22 protein-coding genes are annotated in these 18,318 nt (G+C 38.6%); 11 read left to right on the forward strand and 11 right to left on the reverse strand.

Annotated elements, in window-relative coordinates; genetic code table 11:
- The first annotated feature begins 106 nt into the window (after positions 1-106).
- Positions 107-421, forward strand: coding sequence for a thioredoxin (gene trxA, locus PALPR_RS08950; RefSeq protein ID WP_013445299.1), 315 nt, complete (start codon positions 107-109; stop codon positions 419-421).
- 78 nt (positions 422-499) lie between these two features.
- On the opposite strand, the gene PALPR_RS08955 is transcribed toward trxA, so the two are convergent.
- From PALPR_RS08955 to dnaN, 4 genes are all read right to left on the reverse strand, one after another.
- On the reverse strand, positions 500-1,213 hold the full coding sequence (locus tag PALPR_RS08955; RefSeq protein ID WP_013445300.1) for a tRNA1(Val) (adenine(37)-N6)-methyltransferase: 714 nt from the start codon (positions 1,211-1,213) through the stop codon (positions 500-502).
- A 2-nt stretch (positions 1,214-1,215) separates the two neighbouring features.
- On the reverse strand, positions 1,216-1,968 hold the full coding sequence (locus tag PALPR_RS08960) for a hypothetical protein (RefSeq protein WP_013445301.1): 753 nt from the start codon (positions 1,966-1,968) through the stop codon (positions 1,216-1,218).
- A 124-nt stretch (positions 1,969-2,092) separates the two neighbouring features.
- On the reverse strand, positions 2,093-2,860 hold the full coding sequence (locus tag PALPR_RS08965) for a 3'-5' exonuclease (RefSeq protein ID WP_013445302.1): 768 nt from the start codon (positions 2,858-2,860) through the stop codon (positions 2,093-2,095).
- A gap of 136 nt (positions 2,861-2,996) precedes the next feature.
- Positions 2,997-4,133, reverse strand: coding sequence for a DNA polymerase III subunit beta (dnaN, locus tag PALPR_RS08970; protein ID WP_013445303.1), 1,137 nt, complete (start codon positions 4,131-4,133; stop codon positions 2,997-2,999).
- Positions 4,134-4,364: 231 nt separating this feature from the next.
- Here dnaN and PALPR_RS08975 point away from each other — a divergent pair, with 231 nt between their 5' ends.
- The 5 genes from PALPR_RS08975 to PALPR_RS08995 all read left to right on the forward strand — a co-directional run bounded on the left by PALPR_RS08975 (position 4,365) and on the right by PALPR_RS08995 (position 7,222).
- The gene (locus PALPR_RS08975; RefSeq protein ID WP_013445304.1) at positions 4,365-4,697 is read left to right on the forward strand and encodes an ArsR/SmtB family transcription factor; all 333 of its coding nucleotides are present in this window, start codon (positions 4,365-4,367) and stop codon (positions 4,695-4,697) included.
- 102 nt (positions 4,698-4,799) lie between these two features.
- Complete coding sequence (locus PALPR_RS08980) at positions 4,800-5,033, forward strand: thioredoxin family protein (RefSeq protein ID WP_013445305.1); 234 nt, start codon at positions 4,800-4,802, stop codon at positions 5,031-5,033.
- Positions 5,034-5,045: 12 nt separating this feature from the next.
- Positions 5,046-5,468, forward strand: coding sequence for a nitrophenyl compound nitroreductase subunit ArsF family protein (locus tag PALPR_RS08985; protein ID WP_013445306.1), 423 nt, complete (start codon positions 5,046-5,048; stop codon positions 5,466-5,468).
- A 24-nt stretch (positions 5,469-5,492) separates the two neighbouring features.
- On the forward strand, positions 5,493-6,191 hold the full coding sequence (locus PALPR_RS08990; RefSeq protein ID WP_013445307.1) for an aromatic aminobenezylarsenical efflux permease ArsG family transporter: 699 nt from the start codon (positions 5,493-5,495) through the stop codon (positions 6,189-6,191).
- An 8-nt stretch (positions 6,192-6,199) separates the two neighbouring features.
- Complete coding sequence (locus PALPR_RS08995; RefSeq protein WP_013445308.1) at positions 6,200-7,222, forward strand: permease; 1,023 nt, start codon at positions 6,200-6,202, stop codon at positions 7,220-7,222.
- Positions 7,223-7,285: 63 nt separating this feature from the next.
- Here PALPR_RS08995 and PALPR_RS09000 read toward each other — a convergent pair whose 3' ends face one another.
- The 4 genes from PALPR_RS09000 to PALPR_RS09015 are packed head-to-tail and all read right to left on the reverse strand — an operon-like array spanning position 7,286 to position 9,692.
- Complete coding sequence (locus PALPR_RS09000; protein ID WP_013445309.1) at positions 7,286-8,215, reverse strand: outer membrane beta-barrel protein; 930 nt, start codon at positions 8,213-8,215, stop codon at positions 7,286-7,288.
- A 25-nt stretch (positions 8,216-8,240) separates the two neighbouring features.
- Positions 8,241-8,693, reverse strand: a complete 453-nt coding sequence (locus tag PALPR_RS09005) for a DUF6108 family protein (protein ID WP_013445310.1) — start codon at positions 8,691-8,693, stop codon at positions 8,241-8,243.
- A 37-nt stretch (positions 8,694-8,730) separates the two neighbouring features.
- Complete coding sequence (locus tag PALPR_RS09010; RefSeq protein WP_013445311.1) at positions 8,731-9,195, reverse strand: hypothetical protein; 465 nt, start codon at positions 9,193-9,195, stop codon at positions 8,731-8,733.
- The gene (locus PALPR_RS09015; protein WP_013445312.1) at positions 9,192-9,692 is read right to left on the reverse strand and encodes an RNA polymerase sigma factor; all 501 of its coding nucleotides are present in this window, start codon (positions 9,690-9,692) and stop codon (positions 9,192-9,194) included. The genes PALPR_RS09010 and PALPR_RS09015 overlap by 4 nt, the downstream gene beginning before the upstream one ends.
- Before the next feature lie 209 nt (positions 9,693-9,901).
- Here PALPR_RS09015 and PALPR_RS09020 point away from each other — a divergent pair, with 209 nt between their 5' ends.
- The 5 genes from PALPR_RS09020 to arsB are packed head-to-tail and all read left to right on the forward strand — an operon-like array spanning position 9,902 to position 14,678.
- Positions 9,902-10,243 carry an ArsR/SmtB family transcription factor gene (locus PALPR_RS09020; RefSeq protein ID WP_013445313.1) on the forward strand — a complete coding sequence of 114 codons (342 nt, stop codon included), beginning with the start codon at positions 9,902-9,904 and terminating at the stop codon, positions 10,241-10,243.
- A gap of 15 nt (positions 10,244-10,258) precedes the next feature.
- The gene (locus tag PALPR_RS09025) at positions 10,259-10,684 is read left to right on the forward strand and encodes an arsenate reductase ArsC (protein ID WP_013445314.1); all 426 of its coding nucleotides are present in this window, start codon (positions 10,259-10,261) and stop codon (positions 10,682-10,684) included.
- A gap of 3 nt (positions 10,685-10,687) precedes the next feature.
- Positions 10,688-11,242: an arsenic resistance N-acetyltransferase ArsN2 gene (gene arsN2, locus PALPR_RS09030; protein ID WP_013445315.1), complete on the forward strand. Its 555-nt coding sequence runs from the start codon at positions 10,688-10,690 to the stop codon at positions 11,240-11,242.
- A 27-nt stretch (positions 11,243-11,269) separates the two neighbouring features.
- Entirely contained in the window at positions 11,270-13,585 is a 2,316-nt protein-coding gene (gene gshAB / locus PALPR_RS09035) for a bifunctional glutamate--cysteine ligase GshA/glutathione synthetase GshB (protein ID WP_013445316.1), read from the forward strand.
- 37 nt (positions 13,586-13,622) lie between these two features.
- Complete coding sequence (gene arsB / locus PALPR_RS09040) at positions 13,623-14,678, forward strand: ACR3 family arsenite efflux transporter (protein WP_013445317.1); 1,056 nt, start codon at positions 13,623-13,625, stop codon at positions 14,676-14,678.
- 101 nt (positions 14,679-14,779) lie between these two features.
- Here the strand turns inward: arsB and PALPR_RS09045 are convergent, their stop codons facing one another.
- The 3 genes from PALPR_RS09045 to PALPR_RS09055 all read right to left on the reverse strand — a co-directional run bounded on the left by PALPR_RS09045 (position 14,780) and on the right by PALPR_RS09055 (position 18,037).
- Complete coding sequence (locus PALPR_RS09045; RefSeq protein ID WP_041620354.1) at positions 14,780-15,673, reverse strand: AraC family transcriptional regulator; 894 nt, start codon at positions 15,671-15,673, stop codon at positions 14,780-14,782.
- Between the two features lie 120 nt (positions 15,674-15,793).
- A complete protein-coding gene (locus PALPR_RS09050) occupies positions 15,794-16,789 on the reverse strand; it encodes a glycoside hydrolase family 5 protein (RefSeq protein ID WP_013445319.1) in 996 nt (331 codons plus the stop codon).
- A gap of 51 nt (positions 16,790-16,840) precedes the next feature.
- Complete coding sequence (locus PALPR_RS09055) at positions 16,841-18,037, reverse strand: AGE family epimerase/isomerase (RefSeq protein ID WP_013445320.1); 1,197 nt, start codon at positions 18,035-18,037, stop codon at positions 16,841-16,843.
- Positions 18,038-18,318: the final 281 nt, after the last annotated feature.

Here is an 18,318-nt window from a genome sequence, read left to right on the forward strand (position 1 = left end):
CCATAGATTTTCTCAATAAGCATATTTCTATTAGAATAAGAAACAATTTCGACCAGGAACTGTTTAAATACATACTTTACAAGAAACATTTTAAAACTTAAATATTATGGCATTAGAATTTACAGATGAAAACATCAAAGAATTTATTAACAGTGGAAAACCTGTAGTTATCGACTTTTGGGCAGAGTGGTGCGGACCTTGCCGCATGGTTGGCCCTGTTGTAGAAGAACTGGCTAAAGAATACGACGGAAAAGTAGTTATTGGTAAAATGGACGTGGACAACAATGTGGACACCCCTAACGAATATGGCATTCGTAATATCCCTACTATTTTGTTCTTCAAAGATGGTCAATTGGTAGACAAACAAGTTGGTGCAACGCAAAAATCGTCTTTAGTAGCTAAAGTTGAGGCTCTGCTTTAATCTGTCGGATATTATATACAAACGTGGATAGCCTTTTTATTGCTGCTTAGCAATAAAAAGGCTATTCTTATGTATTCTCTATAGTTTCAGGTAAAAATCTTTTGCCAGCAGGGAAAACTGATCCGAGTATTGATGGCGCTCTTCAGTTTCAATCACAAGCTCAGAAAGCACGGTATCTACTTTAGTAAAACCAAATTCGAGCAACAACCGCTTGGCCACAACTCCCGGCTTAGGAAACACCTTAACCAGCTTAGAGCAAAACAATCCTTTGCTTTGAGCAAAATCCACACATTGCATTCCTTCATTTACCGGTAGAATAATACAAAGCCTCCCCCCGGCACTCAACAACTTTAGAGAGCCATTTATCAGCTCCTCGTGTGTAAGCGAGTCGGTATGTCGGGCAGTAGCTCTGTTCTTATCCGGATTTTTCAGAGAATTCACAAAGTAAGGTGGATTGGAAACAATCAAATCAAAAGTAGCAGACTCATTTGCAGTAAACTCCTGCAAAGAAGAACTTTGAACTGCTACTCTATCTTTCCACGGAGAATTCAGTGTATTTTCTCTGGCCTGAAACACAGCATCCTGATCTATATCTATTGCAGTAATCATTGCCGAACTTCGTTGCGCCAGCATTAAAGCTATCAAGCCGGTACCTGTACCAACATCCAATATATTCTTAGCCTCGCCAATGGGTGCCCAAACGCCCAACATAAAACCATCTATGCCAACCTTCATCGCGCATTTATCGTGAAAGACAGTAAACTGTTTAAATCTGAAATATGGATTGGACATAATTATCTCCTATTCGTAGCCGGTTGGTTTTCCGTTTGTCTGGAAGGACTCGCAGTCTGTGTTGGAGTGTTCTGTATTCTGGTTGTAGCTTCTCTTCGAGGTTCATTAGCTGGCATCGACTGCGACCTGCTAGGTGCCACGGTTTGTCGGGCCTGATTATCAGATCTTCGCACCGAAGAACTATTCGGATTACCGGTTGACATCCTTGCTGCATTTTGGTTATCCTGATTCTGGGTGGCTCTAAATGTACTAGATGGAAGCGTCGTTCTTACAGGTCTGTTCGTGGGATTACCATTCTGAAAGTTCGGGTTGACTGCACGATTTGCATTTCTGGAGTTTAACTCAGCCTGATTAGTTCTGAAGTTGGTGGTTGACCTGAATCCGGACGGATTGACCTGCTGACTATTATAAATAGCCTGACGATCAGTCGAGGTTCTCTCATAGCGTTTACTCTGTAACCTATCGTTTTGATCAGCACTAAGCACCTGCTGAATTTCAGCATTTTTATTCTTCGCCCGCTCCAATCCTTCGCTACGTTTACTGGAAATTAAACGTTCACGCGCATAACGCAGGTTAATTTCATAAATCTGTTTCGCCTGCTCGGCATTTAAGTTCAGCTCCTTCTGTAATTTCTCAGTCTGTTTCACCGCCTCCTGTTCCGGAGTTCTTTGCAGCACAACTGTATTATCCTGACTGAAAGCCGGGAGTTTAAGTATGAGTACAAAGAAAAGCAAAATCAGTTTTACAGTTTTCATATTGCCGCGAAATTTCTTATTGAAGCAACTAATAGCATAACAATCATTGTGCCAGAAACCCTTAAATACTTCATTCTGATTTAATTCCCGCAAAGCCTCTAAATTCTCTCTTTATAAGACTTTATCACTTATTGAAGTTTCGCAACTTTATATTTGTCAGCACTTTTTTGGTATGCAATGAGAAGTCACTGTTCATCATCCAACCATAATAACCCATATCATTTTTCAAAACATCAACCACCTTTTGGCCTTTGTATTTTCCGAAATTGATTATCTCTTCGCCTTTGTCATCATAAACAATTCTTCCTGCAAAATCCACATTGTTACTCTGCGTGGTGAATTTTGCCAGAAAATCAACATCGTTCTTAAGTTCCGGATAGCGATCCAATTGCGCCTTAAGTACCTCGTACGTAGCCAGTGTATCGGCTTCCGCTCCATGAGCCCCAACCAAATCTTTATCGCAATAGAATTTATAAGCTGCACCCAGCGTACGTTGCTCCATTTTATGAAACACCACCTGCACATCTACAAATTTTCTTTTCATCAAATCAATATCAATATCGGCACGTAGCAACTCTTCTGCCAACAGCGGAATATCAAATCTGTTCGAGTTATATCCCGCAAGGTCACAACCTTCAATGTCACGTACAATCTCCTTTGCAACAGCCTTAAATGTAGGACAATCGGCAACATCAGCATCATAAATACCATGAATAGCCGAAGAAGATTCAGGAATGTGCATTTCCGGATTTATACGTATCGACTTTGTCTCTTCACGCCCGTTAGGCGAAACCTTATGGTATGCTATTTCTACAATACGGTCCGTTACAATGTTAGTTCCGGTGGTTTCCAGATCAAAAAAGACTATAGGATTTTTTAGTTGGAGTTTCATTTCTTTAGTTGGCAATGGGTGGAAGTGCAGACTCTTACGCACTTCCGCTTGTTATATATTTGATTTCAATTGTTTTAAAAAATTAAGGTCTAAAGATTTTCGACCTTTAGACCTTATACTTAATATGTACCGGACTTTAATCGTTAAGCAGCATAGGCATTAACAACATTAGAATCTCTTCATTAGCTTCGTTCTCAAACGGAAGTATCAATCCTGCACGCGATGCATCCGATAATTCAAAAATGATGTCAGTTGCATTGATGTTTCCAAGAATTTCAATCAAAAATGAAGATTTAAATCCAATTTTAATCGGATCGGCATCGAACTGACAGGTAATGGTTTCTTCTGCAGAAATAGAAAAGTCAATATCCTGAGCCGAAATATGAATTTGATTCTGACCAAAAGCCAGTTTCACCAGATTGCTTGCCTGATTAGCAAAAACCGAAACGCGCTTCAATGCATTTAGCAATGTTACACGATCAATAATAATCTTAAACGGATTTGATTTCGGTATTACGCCATTATAATTTGGATAACGTCCTTCAACCTGACGACAAATCATGGTATAATTAGCCAGCTTGAAATGAGCGTTTTTGTTATCGAAACGAATTTCAACCTCTCCACTCTCTCTTGGCAGGATATTCTTAAGCATATTTGCCGGTTTTTTCGGCAAGATAAAGTTGACAGTTTCTTCACCTTCTACTGATGCCGAAGTATGAGACGTTTTATAACGTACCAGTTTATGTGCATCGGTAGCTACCAACGTTAGGCTATCAGCCACAATATCAAAAAACACACCATTCATCACCGGACGTAATTCATCATCTGCCGTACAGAACAGTGTTTTTGAAATTCCAGCGGAAAGCGTAGACACCGGCAATGTTAGCGACTGAGCATCATCCTGCAACTGTGGTAAACGTGGATATTCGTCACCATTCTGACCGATAAAATTATACGATCCATTGGCAGAGGTAATAACCATGGCTAAATTGGAATCGTTTATCGAAAAAGTAAGAGGTTGCTCGGAGAATTCGCGAAGGGTATCAAGCAATAAACGAGATGCTACTGCAACTTTTCCATTTCCATCTGCACTTTCCACTTCCATCGACGTAATCAATGTAGTTTCAATATCGGAAGCCGTCATGGTCAATGTTTTGCCCTCCAGGTGGAACAAAAAGTTATCTAATATTGGTAGTGAGTTCTTGTTGTTTATTACACGGCTGATGGCTTGTAAATGGCTCAATAGGTCGGTGCTTGAAACAATGAATTTCATATAGTTCGAATTTAAAATTTGCTTTTGAGAATAATTTAGCAAATGTAATCATTATTTTAAACAAAAGAAAATTCTCGCCTAATTTTTCAATAAAAAAATAGGATTACACGGTGTTTAACTCTAAACAGAAACATTTTTGAAAATTTGAGGCTGTATTTTTTTGTCAATGAAATTAATATTCGTAGTTTTGCGAACAACAAACAACAGTTTTCAAATCCAATCCGATAAAACATGCCAGAAAAAGACTACTCTTCTACAAACGAACAACTTGCAAGATTTGCTAAAGCCATGGGACATCCATCACGTATTACGATCCTACTTTTCCTAGCATCTATGGATAGTTGTTATTTTGGCGAAATACATAAAGAATTGCCTATCGCAAAAGCTACGGTGTCTCAACACTTAAAAGAACTAAAAGACGCTGGACTCATACAGGGAGAAATAGAAACTCCCAAAGTGAAATACTGTATCAACAAGGAAAACTGGGAAAAAGCAAGAATCTATTTTGAAACCTTTTTCGCAAATAAGAAAGAAAAAACAAGTTGTTGCAACTCTAACTCCTAAAGGGGTAGTTTGCAATTGCTATTTTATAATATTATCAATTCAAATAATTATTAGTAATCAATAATACAGCCATTTATCTGCTGTAGTCAAAATTTTATCTTTATGCACATTCAGGTTTTAGGTACAGGCTGCCAAAAGTGTAAATCACTTGAAAAAGCCACTCGCGAAGTAATAGCTCAAAACAATATCGATGCCACAATCACTAAAGTTGAAGACATTGTTGAAATAATGAAATTTAACGTTATGACCACACCGGCTTTGGTAATTGATGGTAAAGTTGTGGTAAAAGGTCGAGTACCTTCCAACTACGAATTAAAACAATTACTCATCAAATAATAATTCAACAATATGAAAAAGTTAATTTTATTGTCAGTACTACTTTTAGCAATATCATTTTTATCCGTAAATACTCTTGCTGCCGACAAGAAAACGCAGACAACAGTTTCCAAAGCAGCTAAAGTCGAAGTGTATTACTTCCATTTTACCCGCCGTTGCGTAACTTGTCAGGCTGTAGAAACCGAAACAAAATCGGCCATTGCGGCACTTTACCCTGCTCAAGCTAAAAAGGGGCTGATTACTTTTACTGCCGTGAACCTCGACGAAAAAAAATCTGAAGCATTAGCAAAGAAATGTAAAGCTGAAGGTCAGGCACTTTTAGTCATTAGTGGCGGCAAACGTATTGATCTTACCGAACAGGGATTTATGTATGCCAAAAGCACCCCGAACAAACTAAAAGCCGAGCTAAAAAAGACCATCGACCCATTGTTGTAACTTGCATATTGTCAAATTGAAATCATGGAATTTTTGCAAAGCATATTAGAGAATTCACAATACTCATTTGTTACAGCCATTCTGCTAGGACTGATGACAGCCATTAGTCCTTGCCCTTTGGCAACAAACATTTCAGCTATTGGCTTTATCAGTCGGGACATCGAAAACCACCGTCGTGTTTTTATCAATGGCTTAGTTTACACACTCGGCCGGACCATTAGTTATACCGTTCTGGCACTAATCATTTTCTTTGGTGCAAGCAAAATGCATATTTCCATGATTTTTCAGGGTTGGGGTGAAAAACTATTAGGTCCTGCACTCATTCTCATAGGGTTGTTTATGCTCGATGTGATTAAAATCAAATTCCCCGGATTCTCGGCTCTGACCGATAAAATTGGAGAGAAAGGCAAAGGAAGTTATTGGAGCACTTTGTTATTGGGAATGGTTTTCGCTCTGGCTTTTTGTCCATATAGCGGAGTGCTTTATTTTGCGATGCTAATTCCGATGACCGTAGCCAGTGCAAGCGGTCTGTATCTTCCTGTTTTATTTGCCATTGCCACCGGTTTACCTGTCATTGTTTTTGCGTGGCTCTTAGCTTACGCCGTCGGAAATGTAGGTAAATTGTACAATCAAATTAAAACCTTTGAATTGTGGTTCAGGCGGGTTGTTTCTGTCATATTTATTGTGGTTGGGATATATTATATAGCCATTTTCTTTATTTAAACTAAAAAATGAAACTCAATAAAAACATAATAATACCAATCATTCTATTGCCTGCTTGGTATATGGTATATGCCAATCTCCAACAGATAGCCGATTGGCTTGTAGATACCGTGTTTGGTATGACAAAAGGCTCTCATATAACAGAAGCACTGCGATTCTTTATTTTCGAGTTTCCGAAAGTATTAATGCTGTTGGCATTAATTATTTTTTTCGTGGGTATTCTTCGTAGTTATTTTACTGCCGAACGTACCCGTAAAGCCTTGGAAGGTAAATCTACATTTATGGGGAACATCATGGCTTCTATGTTGGGGATTGTAACGCCTTTCTGTTCTTGTTCGGCTATTCCGCTGTTTCTGGGTTTTGTTGAATCCGGTGTGCCGCTAGGTGTGACATTCTCGTTTCTTATTGCAGCACCCATGATAAACGAAGTTGCCATCATACTTCTTTACGGAATGTTTGGCTGGAAAGTGGCTGCCATCTACATCGGAACAGGCTTAACCATTGCCATTGTGGCTGGTTGGATTATTGGCAAATTGAAACTGGAAAAATGGGTGGAAGAATGGGTGTATGCTACCAAATTGGGCGAGGGCGAAGCAGAAGATGATAAAATCTCTTTTTCAAGACGCATTACGATGGGTTACGATGCTGTAAAAGAAATAGTCGGTAAAGTTTGGTTGTATGTGGCATTCGGTATTTTAGTTGGTGCAGGAGCGCATGGCTTTGTACCTGAATCTTTTATGGTATCGTTAATGGGCAAAGATGTCTGGTATGCTGTTCCACTGTCTGTATTGATTGGTATTCCATTGTATTCTAATGCGGCAGGAATAGTTCCAATCGTTTCTGTATTAATCGAAAAAGGGGCTGCACTTGGAACCTCTCTGGCATTTATGATGTCAGTAATTGCCTTGTCATTGCCCGAAATGATTATTCTCCGCAAAGTACTGAAAATGCCTTTAATTCTAACATTCATTGCCGTTGTTGGTACTGGAATTATGATAGTAGGATTCATTTTCAACTACATATTCTATTAAAAAAAGTGCGGGCTAGCGTTTTTTTCTCAACAGCTAGCCCGCACTTTTTTCTCTATAGATACATCAAAAATTCAACATCAGTCCTAACGAAACGGCTCTTACATTGGGACCTTTGCCGGATTCAAAAATACTGAAAGGAGAATACTTAGCGTAAACATTGAAATCGCCGTATCCAACCTGAGCCATATAATCAAGCGAAAGTGGCAACACATTCAGCCCTTTAGCTTCATCACGCTTAACCATATCTCCATCCTGATTTCTGAATTTGGTTTTTGAAACTGAATACGTTTTAATCCCAAAAACTAAACCGGCTGATACAAAGAACTTATCATGAGGATTGCCCAAAGCGGGCTGCCACTCAACGAGTACAGGTAAAGTTATATGAGCTATTTTAAGTTTGCTGTATTCATAGTTTACTCCCGCTGGTGCAGGTTGTACACCGGTTACTCCGTTTGTTTCTACCAGGTGCGTATTATCATCTAGGTAGTAAGCTCGCCAGTTGAAACCCAAACCGGTGGTTATCCCTACACGATTTTTATATATCGGAAGTATTTTTTCGATCAGGTTGAAGAAAAACTCAGTACTTGAACCCGACTTCAACGGCACACCAGCTATATTGTTTATCTTAAGCGATGCGTCGGAGATATTAGCAAATCCCCAGCCAATACCGGCCCAGTGAGGCTCCATTTTTCCATAATGTCTACTTAATGTTTTCTTCATAAATGGAATCTGAAGTCCAATTTCTTCCATCACCGTCCATTTCTCATAGGTTTTTCCGTCTGAAAAAATCCCTTCGTACACCGGCTTGTAAGGAACTGAATCATTAACTCCGGCAGCATCAAATACTTTTACTTTCATCTGACCCACGCTATCTTTGAGTTCAATCCGTTTTTTGTTGTAAAAAACCGTGGTGTCTGCTTTACTTATTTCGACTGCACTTACAGTAGCGATTGCTACAAAACATACAATTATACTAAAAACTATCTTTTTCATTTTGTTTATTATTAGAGGTTTATATCTATTTCTTTTTTAAAATTAGCTTCAGAATATTCTCCGAATCGTTTTTCGACTCAATGTAAATCAGTGTGATTTTATTCTCGGGATTAAAAGTCTCGTTAAACAAAATCAGCCGATACAACTGACCCTTGCGGGGAAGCTGCAAATACACCGATGTTAATACCCCGTTAGCTACCACTTGTTTCACCTTCTTGGCTCCTTCCTGATCTTTTTCAAGACATTTTCGAATAAAATCGGCAGCCGAAGGATTATTTTTAATGGTAATACTTTTGAACGACGAAAAATCGTAGCCATCCAGCATCTCATTCGTCAGGTCAACCATTACTACTCCTTTTTTTTCTCCATACTGATCAAAAACCTTACTTATCTGCAAATCTTTTTGAGCAAGTAGCGAAGGCGATATTGTCAGTAACAATATCAGAATTGGCACAAAATGCATTTTAATTGATTTCATATCTGTATTTTCTCCTTATTAACTCACTTTGAGTAGATTAATTATTTGTAAAAACATCGAGTTGTTGATCAATCAACTCGTTGTCATGTAAAGAATTCAAACCATCAGCTACGTCATTGTCTGCTGAAGATATTTCGGTTAACGATGCCAAGGCTGTCTGTTTTACTTCCTGAACATCGGTTATTTTTTTCCCATTGACGTAAGCGAAACTTCTCGGAGTAGCAGTTGTGTAAACTTTTACCGATAATAAACACACAACCAAAATGGCGGCAGCAGCGGACCAACGTGCAAATGGCATCGTATGAACCTTAGCTTTTTGTTTTTTAGTCTCATAAAATCCCAAGATATCTTTTTCCACCTGATAACGCTCAGGAAGGTTAGATTGCATCAAGAATTTACGGAGCTTCTTTTCTTCATCCACCGTAGTAAATCCATCGTAGTATCTCTCTATCAATCGGTCTGCTTCGACAAAATCGAGTTTTCGTTTTATATTGATTATCATACGTTTGTCCATTTAATGTATTCTTCTCTTACTTTTTTCCTTGCTCGCGAGAGGTTTACTCTTACTGCTTCTACTTTAGTTCCTGTTATTTCAGCAATCTCTTCTACTTCATATTCTTCCATATCTTTCATTCGGATAATTGCTTGCTGTAATGCCGGAAGATTCTCAATTATTTTCTGTAGTATCTCTTCAGTGTTTTTCCTTTCCAGTTGCAGGTAAGGATTATCATTGCCTGCCCTGGCGTAGTATGTTTCGTCCAATGAATCCTGCCTGTTTTTTACTTTCAATCTATCCAGGCAATGATTTTTTGTAACCGTGGTGGCAAATGCAGCAGGACTATCATACTTTTCCAATGAGTCACGCGTGTGCCAAAGCTTTAGAAGAACTTCCTGTACGGCATCTTCTGCTTCCTGCTCTTCTACAAGTATCTTTTGCGCAATGTAGAAAAGCTTTTCACGTAATGGCAATATCTCTGCCTTAAATCGTTCCTGACTCATTTATAACTATGACGACTGAGTGACGAAAGTATAACATCAAAAATGAAAAAAACTCACAACAAAATTAAAGTAAATAATTTCAACTATCAACAAATCATTCCTAATGAGTGAATTATTCGCGAGTGAGTAAAATTGTAACATAAATTTCATTCCGGAAATTTGGATTTCTCAAAACTATGTCGTATGTTTGCGACATAAAACATTTCAAAATGAGAAAACCGGAAGTATTTGATAAAGAGCTACAAGATTTGGCCTGTTTTGCGAAAGTAATCTCGCATCCGGCACGCCTGGCTATTTTAAAGTATTTAGCTGAAACAAGAACCTGTATTTCAGGAGATATATCGGATAAATTACCGCTAAGTCGTACCACCGTTTCGCAGCATTTAAAAGAACTGCGCGATATGGGACTAATCCGTGGAGAAATAGACGGACTGAAAATTAATTACTGTCTGTGCTGCTCATCCATCTCTAAATCCATTTCAATGCTAAACAACTTCTTCGAAAAAATTGATCCTAAACAAATCACTTGTGAGAACGAAGATAAACACTAAAAACAATTACACATTATGAAAATATTAATACTTTGCACCGGAAATAGCTGCCGCAGTCAAATGGCACACGGCTTCCTACAATCGTTCGACTCCTCCATCACAGTTTGTTCTGCCGGAACTCAAGCCTCAGGTAAACTTAATCAAAAGGCTGTTGCCGTAATGAAAGAAGCTGGAGTAGACATTAGCAACCACACTTCAGATTCGGTAGACAAATACCTGAAAGAGGAATGGGATTATGTAATTACCGTTTGTGGAGGTGCCAACGAAGAGTGTCCGGCATTTTTTGGAAAGGTAAAACATCGCTTACACATGGGTTACGACGACCCAAGCCATGCCGAAGGAACAGAAGAATTTATCCGAAGCGAGTTTGTACGCGTTCGCGACGAAATCAAAGAAGGTTTCTATAAGTTCTATATAGAACAAATTAGACCTCAGTTATGAACTATGCAAGATAAGACTAAAAAAATAAACCTTCGTGAGAAATACACGGACCTTGCAAAAAATAGTTTGGTGAGAGTGCAATACTCATGTTCAGGCAATACAACTCCAATAGAAGAGTTCGATTTTATAAGCTACAGGAGAGCTTCTGATGACGATTTTCCTGAAATAAAAACTCTTCTTGCCGAATGTGATTTGCCTCATTCGGATTTATCTGTCGAAAAACAAAACATGGTTGTAGCTGAAATTGACCATAAAATTGTCGGTTGTGCCGGACTTGAAGCTTATAGTGGTAAAGCATTGTTCCGATCGCTCGCAGTTAAGCCCCTTTACAGAAACATGCAAATAGCCCTGACACTTACCGAAAAGGTTTTAGAAATGGGACAGGATCTGGGTATAAGCGAATTCTTCTTACTTACCACAACGGCTGATTCCTATTTCGAAAAACTCGGTTGGAATACAATCGAAAGATCAAAAGTGCCGGATGATATACAGTCAACGAACGAATTTTCTTCTATTTGTCCCAGTACGGCAATTTGCATGATTTACCGGCTACAATAATACACTTTTCTCAAAAAAACATATCAAATGAGTATGAATATCACATATAAAGAATCCGCAGTCAGGGGAAATATCTGGCTTAAAGGATTGTTCGGCATCGAAAAAGAAAACATCCGTGTTGATAAACAAGGTGTGATATCGCAAACTCCACATCCTGCTGTGTATGGAGACAAGCTTACCCACCCGTACATCACTACCGATTTTTCCGAAAGTCAGGTAGAAATGATAACGCCTCCGATGTCGTCTGTGAATGAAGCATTAGGATTTCTGGAAACCATACATGATTTGGTAAGTATAGAACTTTCCGAAGAGCTTCTCTGGCCACAAAGTATGCCTCCGGTTCTTCCTGATGATGACCATATCCCCATTGCGCGTTACTGCGAAGCAGGAAAGAAAAACGAAGAATACAGAAAAAAACTGGCAGAAAAATACGGAAAGAAGAAACAAACTCTTTCTGGAATTCATTTCAATATCTCGTTAAATGAAACTCTGCTGCAAGCATTGTATCAGCAATCAATTCAAATACTTAGCTTTGAACAATTTAAAGATGAAATATATTTAAAGATAACACGCCAACTGTTGCGAAACCGCTGGATTTATGTGTTGGTTTTCGGGTTTAGCCCGGTTGTCAATCAAACTTTCGACCTAAAATGCCAAAACTTTCCTGTTCGTATATGTACTAAAACCTGGGGATTGTCGCTTCGCAACAGCTGCTATGGATATGGTAACAAGCAAGAACTTTATCCTGATTACAGTACTGCCGATAGGTACAATCGAAGTATTCAAAAAATGGTTGAAGATAATAAGCTAATGGCTTCCAAAGAACTTTATGCATCAGTAAGACCAAAGTTCCTCAATCAATCCAAGTCTATTTCATACGTGGAAGCCCGTTTTGTAGATATTAATCCCCTGACAAAGGTTGGCGTAACACCCGAAATGCTTCATTTTATACATTGGATGGCTATCTACGGATTGTTGACTGAAGAGCATGATGATTTTTCTAATGAATATCAAACCATCGCAAACTCAAACTTCAGGTACGTTGCTCTGCATGGCTTAGACGATAAAATTCCGGTTAAAACAATGTCGGGCAAAGAAGTAAATGCATTTAGTGAGGCCAAAGCAATTATACAAAAAATGATAGAATTATATTCTGCACTCGAAATAAATCAAACAGATTATTTGCGGGCGTTGGAATATGCTCTGCAAATAGCCACCCAACCGGAATTAAGACCAGTTCATCAAATAATAAAACTAACCGGTGAAAACGGTTACATTCCATTTCACTTTCAAAAAGCAGCAGAATATAAAATACTGAGTGAGCAAAACAGCTACAACTTTAAAGGGCTCGAAGATATGGAACTCTCCACGCAGCTTCTTCTTCGCGAAGCGGTAAGACGAGGTGTTAGCTTTGAGATTTTAGATAGAGCAGAAAATTTTGTTCGTCTAAAGCGAGATGGAAATATTCAGTATGTGCGTCAGGCTACCAAAACATCGCTCGACAATTATTCCAGCATTCTGGCTATGGAAAACAAAGTAGTTACAAAACTGATACTGGAAGAACATAAAATCAGAGTACCCAAAGGATTAAATTATACCGACAAAGCCAGCGCTAAAGCCGATTTCAATTATTTTAGAGATACAGCCGTGGTTATTAAACCCAAATCTACAAATTTTGGACTCGGAATAACTATCATTAAAGAAAATAGCGATCACCTTATTTATGAACGAGCCATCGATATAGCATTTGAGCAAGATGCGAGCATACTGATCGAGGAATTTATTGATGGAAAAGAATTTAGAATATTCGTTATGAATGACGAAGTAGTCGGTATCTTACATCGAGTACCAGCTAATGTAACCGGCGACGGAGTACTTTCGATTCGTGAACTTGTGATTGAAAAAAATAAAGATACATTGCGCGGTAAAGGTTATCACACACCGCTGGAGAAAATTCAACTCGGCGAAGCCGAATCTATTTTTCTCAAAGCTCAGGATAAAGACTTTGACTATGTTCCTCGGGTAGATGAAGTCGTATTTTTACGTGAGAATTCAAACATCAGTACGGGTGGCGACAGCATTGATTTCACGGACGAGATTCCAGCCTCCTATAAAAAAATAGCCGTAAAAGCGGCTCAGGCTTTAGGAGTAAAAATCACAGGGTTAGACATGATTATCCCTGATTATAAGCAGGAAGCAACTGAAGACAATTACGCTATAATTGAATTAAATTTCAATCCCGCAATACACATTCATTGCCATCCGTATAAAGGTAAAAACCGACGGTTGAATGAAAAATTGCTGGATATGCTGGGATATCCGGCTTTAAATCAACTTCCCTAGCTCACAACTAACAAAACATTGATATAAACTAAAAAATATGAAAACAAAACTAAAATTTCTTGACAGATACCTGACACTGTGGATATTCACAGCCATGTTTATAGGTGTTTTTGCCGGTTGGATTAGCCCGAATGTGGCGAAATTCTGGAATAGCTTCTCGGTAGGAACTACGAACATTCCCATAGCCATCGGACTGATAATAATGATGTATCCACCACTGGCAAAAGTAAAGTATGAAGAACTGGGTGAAGTTTTTCGCAACACAAAAATACTTGCTCTATCGCTGATTCAAAACTGGATTATTGGTCCGGTTTTGATGTTCGCACTGGCTGTTCTTCTCTTTAAGTTTTTCCCCGGAGAGAATAATTCCAACCTGCCTTATGTGTATGGAATAATAATGATAGGGCTGGCCCGATGCATTGCCATGGTGATAGTGTGGAACGACTTGGCTAAAGGCGATACTCAATATGCCGCCGGTTTGGTTGCCTTCAACAGTGTATTTCAGGTGCTATTCTTCTCAGTCTATGCTTATTTCTTTATTGCCGTGGCACCTGCGTGGTTTGGCATTCCTACCAGCGATGCTGTTTCGAAAATAACGATTCAGCAGATAGCCGAGAGTGTTTTTATCTATTTAGGCATACCGTTTATTGCCGGATTTCTTACTCGTTTCGTGTTAGTGAGGGTAAAAAGCAAAGTGTGGTATCAGACCAAGTTTATACCTGCCATCAGCCCTCTAACGTTGATTGCTTTGCTATTCACCATAGTGGTTATGTTTTCGCTTAAGGGCGAATATATTGTAAAAATACCTCTGGATGTGGTTCTGGTAGCAATACCTCTGCTTATTTATTTTGTAATTATGTTTGTAGGCTCATTCTTTATGAGCAAAAAAGTGGGGGCTACTTACGCGCAATCCACTACCCTGTCGTTTACTGCTGCCAGCAATAATTTCGAATTGGCCATTGCTGTTGCGATTGCCATTTTTGGAATAAACTCGGGTGAAGCCTTTGCCGCCGTTATTGGTCCCTTGGTAGAAGTGCCCGTCATGATAGCTCTGGTTAATGTTGCTTTTCGGTTTAAGAAAAAGTGGTTTTGAATTCGTACAATAAAACAAAGAAAGCCAACTATAATAGTTGGCTTTCTTTGTTTACATAGTTCTGGCACAAAATATAAGATTGAGTTTGAACAGCATCCATTTCAAATCATAATACGCATTTTGTGATAATTTTCTCTGAATTCTTTGGGCGTAAAACCTTTACGTTTTTTGAAAATCCGATTAAAATTGGATAAATTATTGAAACCGCATTCGTAGCTTATTTCGGCTATTGTCTTTGAAGTTTCGACCAGGCAGCGCGAAGCAATACCCAAGCGCAGGTCATTCAGGTACTCGATATAATTTTTCCCGGTCCGCTTTTTCATAAACCGACTAAATGAAACTTCAGACATACTTACATGATTGGCTACATCCAGTAAGCGGATTTCCTTCTGATAGTTGTTGTTTAAAAAACTTATTACTTTTTGGATTCTGCGGCTTTCTGAGGAATCATCCTGATTAACAAATGTTCCCGTACATAAAATACGAGATTCTGTATCAAGTGATAGTTTATATAAAATAGTAAACAGATCGATTACTGAATAAAAGCCTTTCGAACTACTGGATAATATGTATAGATCCTGTTTTATTAACTCAATTGTTTTTCTCGAAAAAACAATTCCTTTCTTTGCTTTCTCAAGCATTACCGCTATGGAGTGAAACTGCTTTTTCTTCAATAAGCTGTCAAATAAAAGCTGTTTGTAAAAATGAATGGTGATTTCGTGAATTTCATCTGATGAGCAATGACCATTCATCCAAGCATGGCCCAAATTCTCATTGCCAATCAAACAGAGTTCCAAATCGTCAATTTCTTCAATTGAATCGCCAATTAAACGACCGGCTCCTTTGCCATTTTCAATAAAGTTCAGTTCATATTCCGGATGCACATGTACAGGATATGTAAAATCCGACTTCACTCTGGAGTTAACAACAAAGCAGTCTTCGTCGGAAAGAAGTGTTACTTCGCGAAAGAGGTTAGATGGTTGCATAGTTATCATGATTCTATCAAGTTGCAATTGTACAAATTATCATTGAATAAACAATATAGGTTTTTATTAAAAAACAAATGCCGCCATTAGAACACTAATATAAGCAGATTCAAAGGCTATTTTCAATTTCTATTTATTCATTTCGCGAATAGAAGAACGACTGATTTTACCCCAGCTTTTCAACAGTCCATCGTCCCAGTTTCCGGTAGAAGAAGCGCGTGGAAGTAACATCGAACAAGTTTCGTTCTTATCTGAAACTGACCATACACACCAACTTAATTTAGCTCTATCCATCCAATCGATATACAGTTTCCATTCTGCTTGGTCAATCGGTCCATCTCCTGTCGCATCCATTCCGGCACATTCAGAAACAAAAATCGGGATTCCTTTTGCTATGACGGCATCAGTCTTGTCACGCAACCATTTCTTATGAGTCCCTGCATAAAAATGCATAGTATACATGATATTCTTTTGTCCAACGATTGGGTCACCTGCAACAGAATCAATATCCTGATCCCAATGAGGAGAGCCCACAAGAATTATATTAGTAGGATCAATGGCACGAATCGTTGAAATAACTTCTTCTGAATACTGTTTCACTACTTTCCATGAATAATAATCGGGCTCATTCCATATTTCGTAGATGACGTTCGGGCTATTTTTATACTTGGCAGCCATACCTGTGAAGAATTTTTTTGCTTCAGCCGTATGTAGTTTATGGCTATGAAAATCAATCAATACATAAACTCCGTTCTTGATGGCAGCATCGATTACATTTGTCATGCATTTGAGTGCATAATCAGGATTTTCCAGATAGCTGTCGTCCAAACCCACGCCCATTGAAGCACGGATAACATTACATTTCCAGTCGGAAACAAGCCACTTTACAGCTCCCGCATTATAAAAACGTGGCCAAAGGTTATGCCATCCAAGGCTAGCACCATGAAGTGCCAGAGAATTTCCTTTTGAGTTTGATAACTGAGTACCAATAACCTGAAGTTTGCCATTTAAGGCAACGGGAGAGTTTGCAGGAGGAATCTTTTTTGTTGTTTTCGATGTAGCATTACATAGCGTTATAGGCATCACAACAATAAAAATCAAAGCAATTTTAGTTGAGAGTTTCATTTTGTATATTATTTAAAGGTTATTCGAAAAATCAATTTGATATAAGAAAAATCAATCGTGAATCCGATGCATTAATTCCAAACACATCCTCCCGTTATGGTAAGGACATTTCCAGAACCCGGCCTTATCATTGTTATTATCCACCTTACCGGTTGACGAAACCGACCAATGCCATTCTCCATCTTCGGTATCGATAATGTTCGCTTTTATAAACTCCCAGGTAGCAAGTGTCTTCATGGCATAAGTTTCGTTTTTCGATAATTCATACGCACTGAAAAAACCAACCATGGCTTCAGCTTGCGGCCACCAATCGCAGTTAGTATCAACGTGTCCGGTTGCTGAGTTTTTCTCGTTTACAATTGAGCCGTTTGATTGAATACCTTCCGCCGCCGCATCGGCAACCTTCAGTGCCACATCACGCACTGTCTTCAATACATCAGCATTACCAAGGACAACAGCGGCTTCTTCGAGTAACCATGCCGCTTCAATATCATGACCGTACGAAAACAAGGTTGATTTACAATTCCAGTTTTCATCGAAAAATAAATCAAGATGATATGTTTTCGAATTAATAATTTTGTTTAAAAATATATCAATCAGGTTTTTCAATTGCTTAGCCAGTTCTTCGTTCTTCCAGATGCGATATAAATTCGTATAAGCTTCCAGAATATGCAAATGCGTATTCATGGTTTTCTTTTCGTTAGCATCTTTCTCGCTTAAACGCAAATCTTCCAACAGAACCCACTCTTTGCTATAAGCTTCGAAATAGCCATTTTGCGTGGCATCAAAACTATATTTTTCGATTAAGCGAAAAAGATCGATAGCTTTATCCAAACATGCTGCATCGTTTGTAACACGGTAGTATTCCACTAAAGCATATATGAAAAATGCCTGGCTGTAGATTTGTTTTTTTGTATCAACAGGAGATCCATCAGCATTCAACATCCAATAGGTTCCACCATTTTCGGTATCGAAGAAATACTGGAAGGCGTAATCCTTGGCACGTTTGGCATATTGTGTGTAAAGCGGAATGTTGAAATACAATGCAGCCGACGAAAATGTCCACATAATGCGGGCATTCAATATGCCACCCTTGGGTGCATTAGATATCAGTTGGTTTCTCCCTGTCATCTGACCATAATAACCACCGTTTATATCATCAATCATTTTATCCATCCAAAACGGAAGGATATTGTGCGTCAACTCTTCTTTAAGTTCTTGTTTGAGTTGAAGAAGTTCGTATTTCATATTGTGTAGTAAACAAATTCATTGTAAAAAGTAATCCGGCTGTTTATCACAACCTGCTTGCCAACACGCTTGGCTAGCTTGCTATTGCTTTTAGCAAGATTGCTAATTCCTTTAGACACCTTGCTATTGCTTTTGGCAAGATTGCTAATCCCTTTAGTTATCTTGCTATTATTCCTGGCAAGCTCGCTAATGCTTTTAGCCATCTTGCTATTGCTTCTGGCAAGCTTGCTAATTCAATTAGCAAGCTATTTTATTACGTTTTATCTCTCCCATCGGTTTAA

Source organism: Paludibacter propionicigenes WB4, from assembly GCF_000183135.1.
Lineage (GTDB): Bacteria > Bacteroidota > Bacteroidia > Bacteroidales > Paludibacteraceae > Paludibacter > Paludibacter propionicigenes.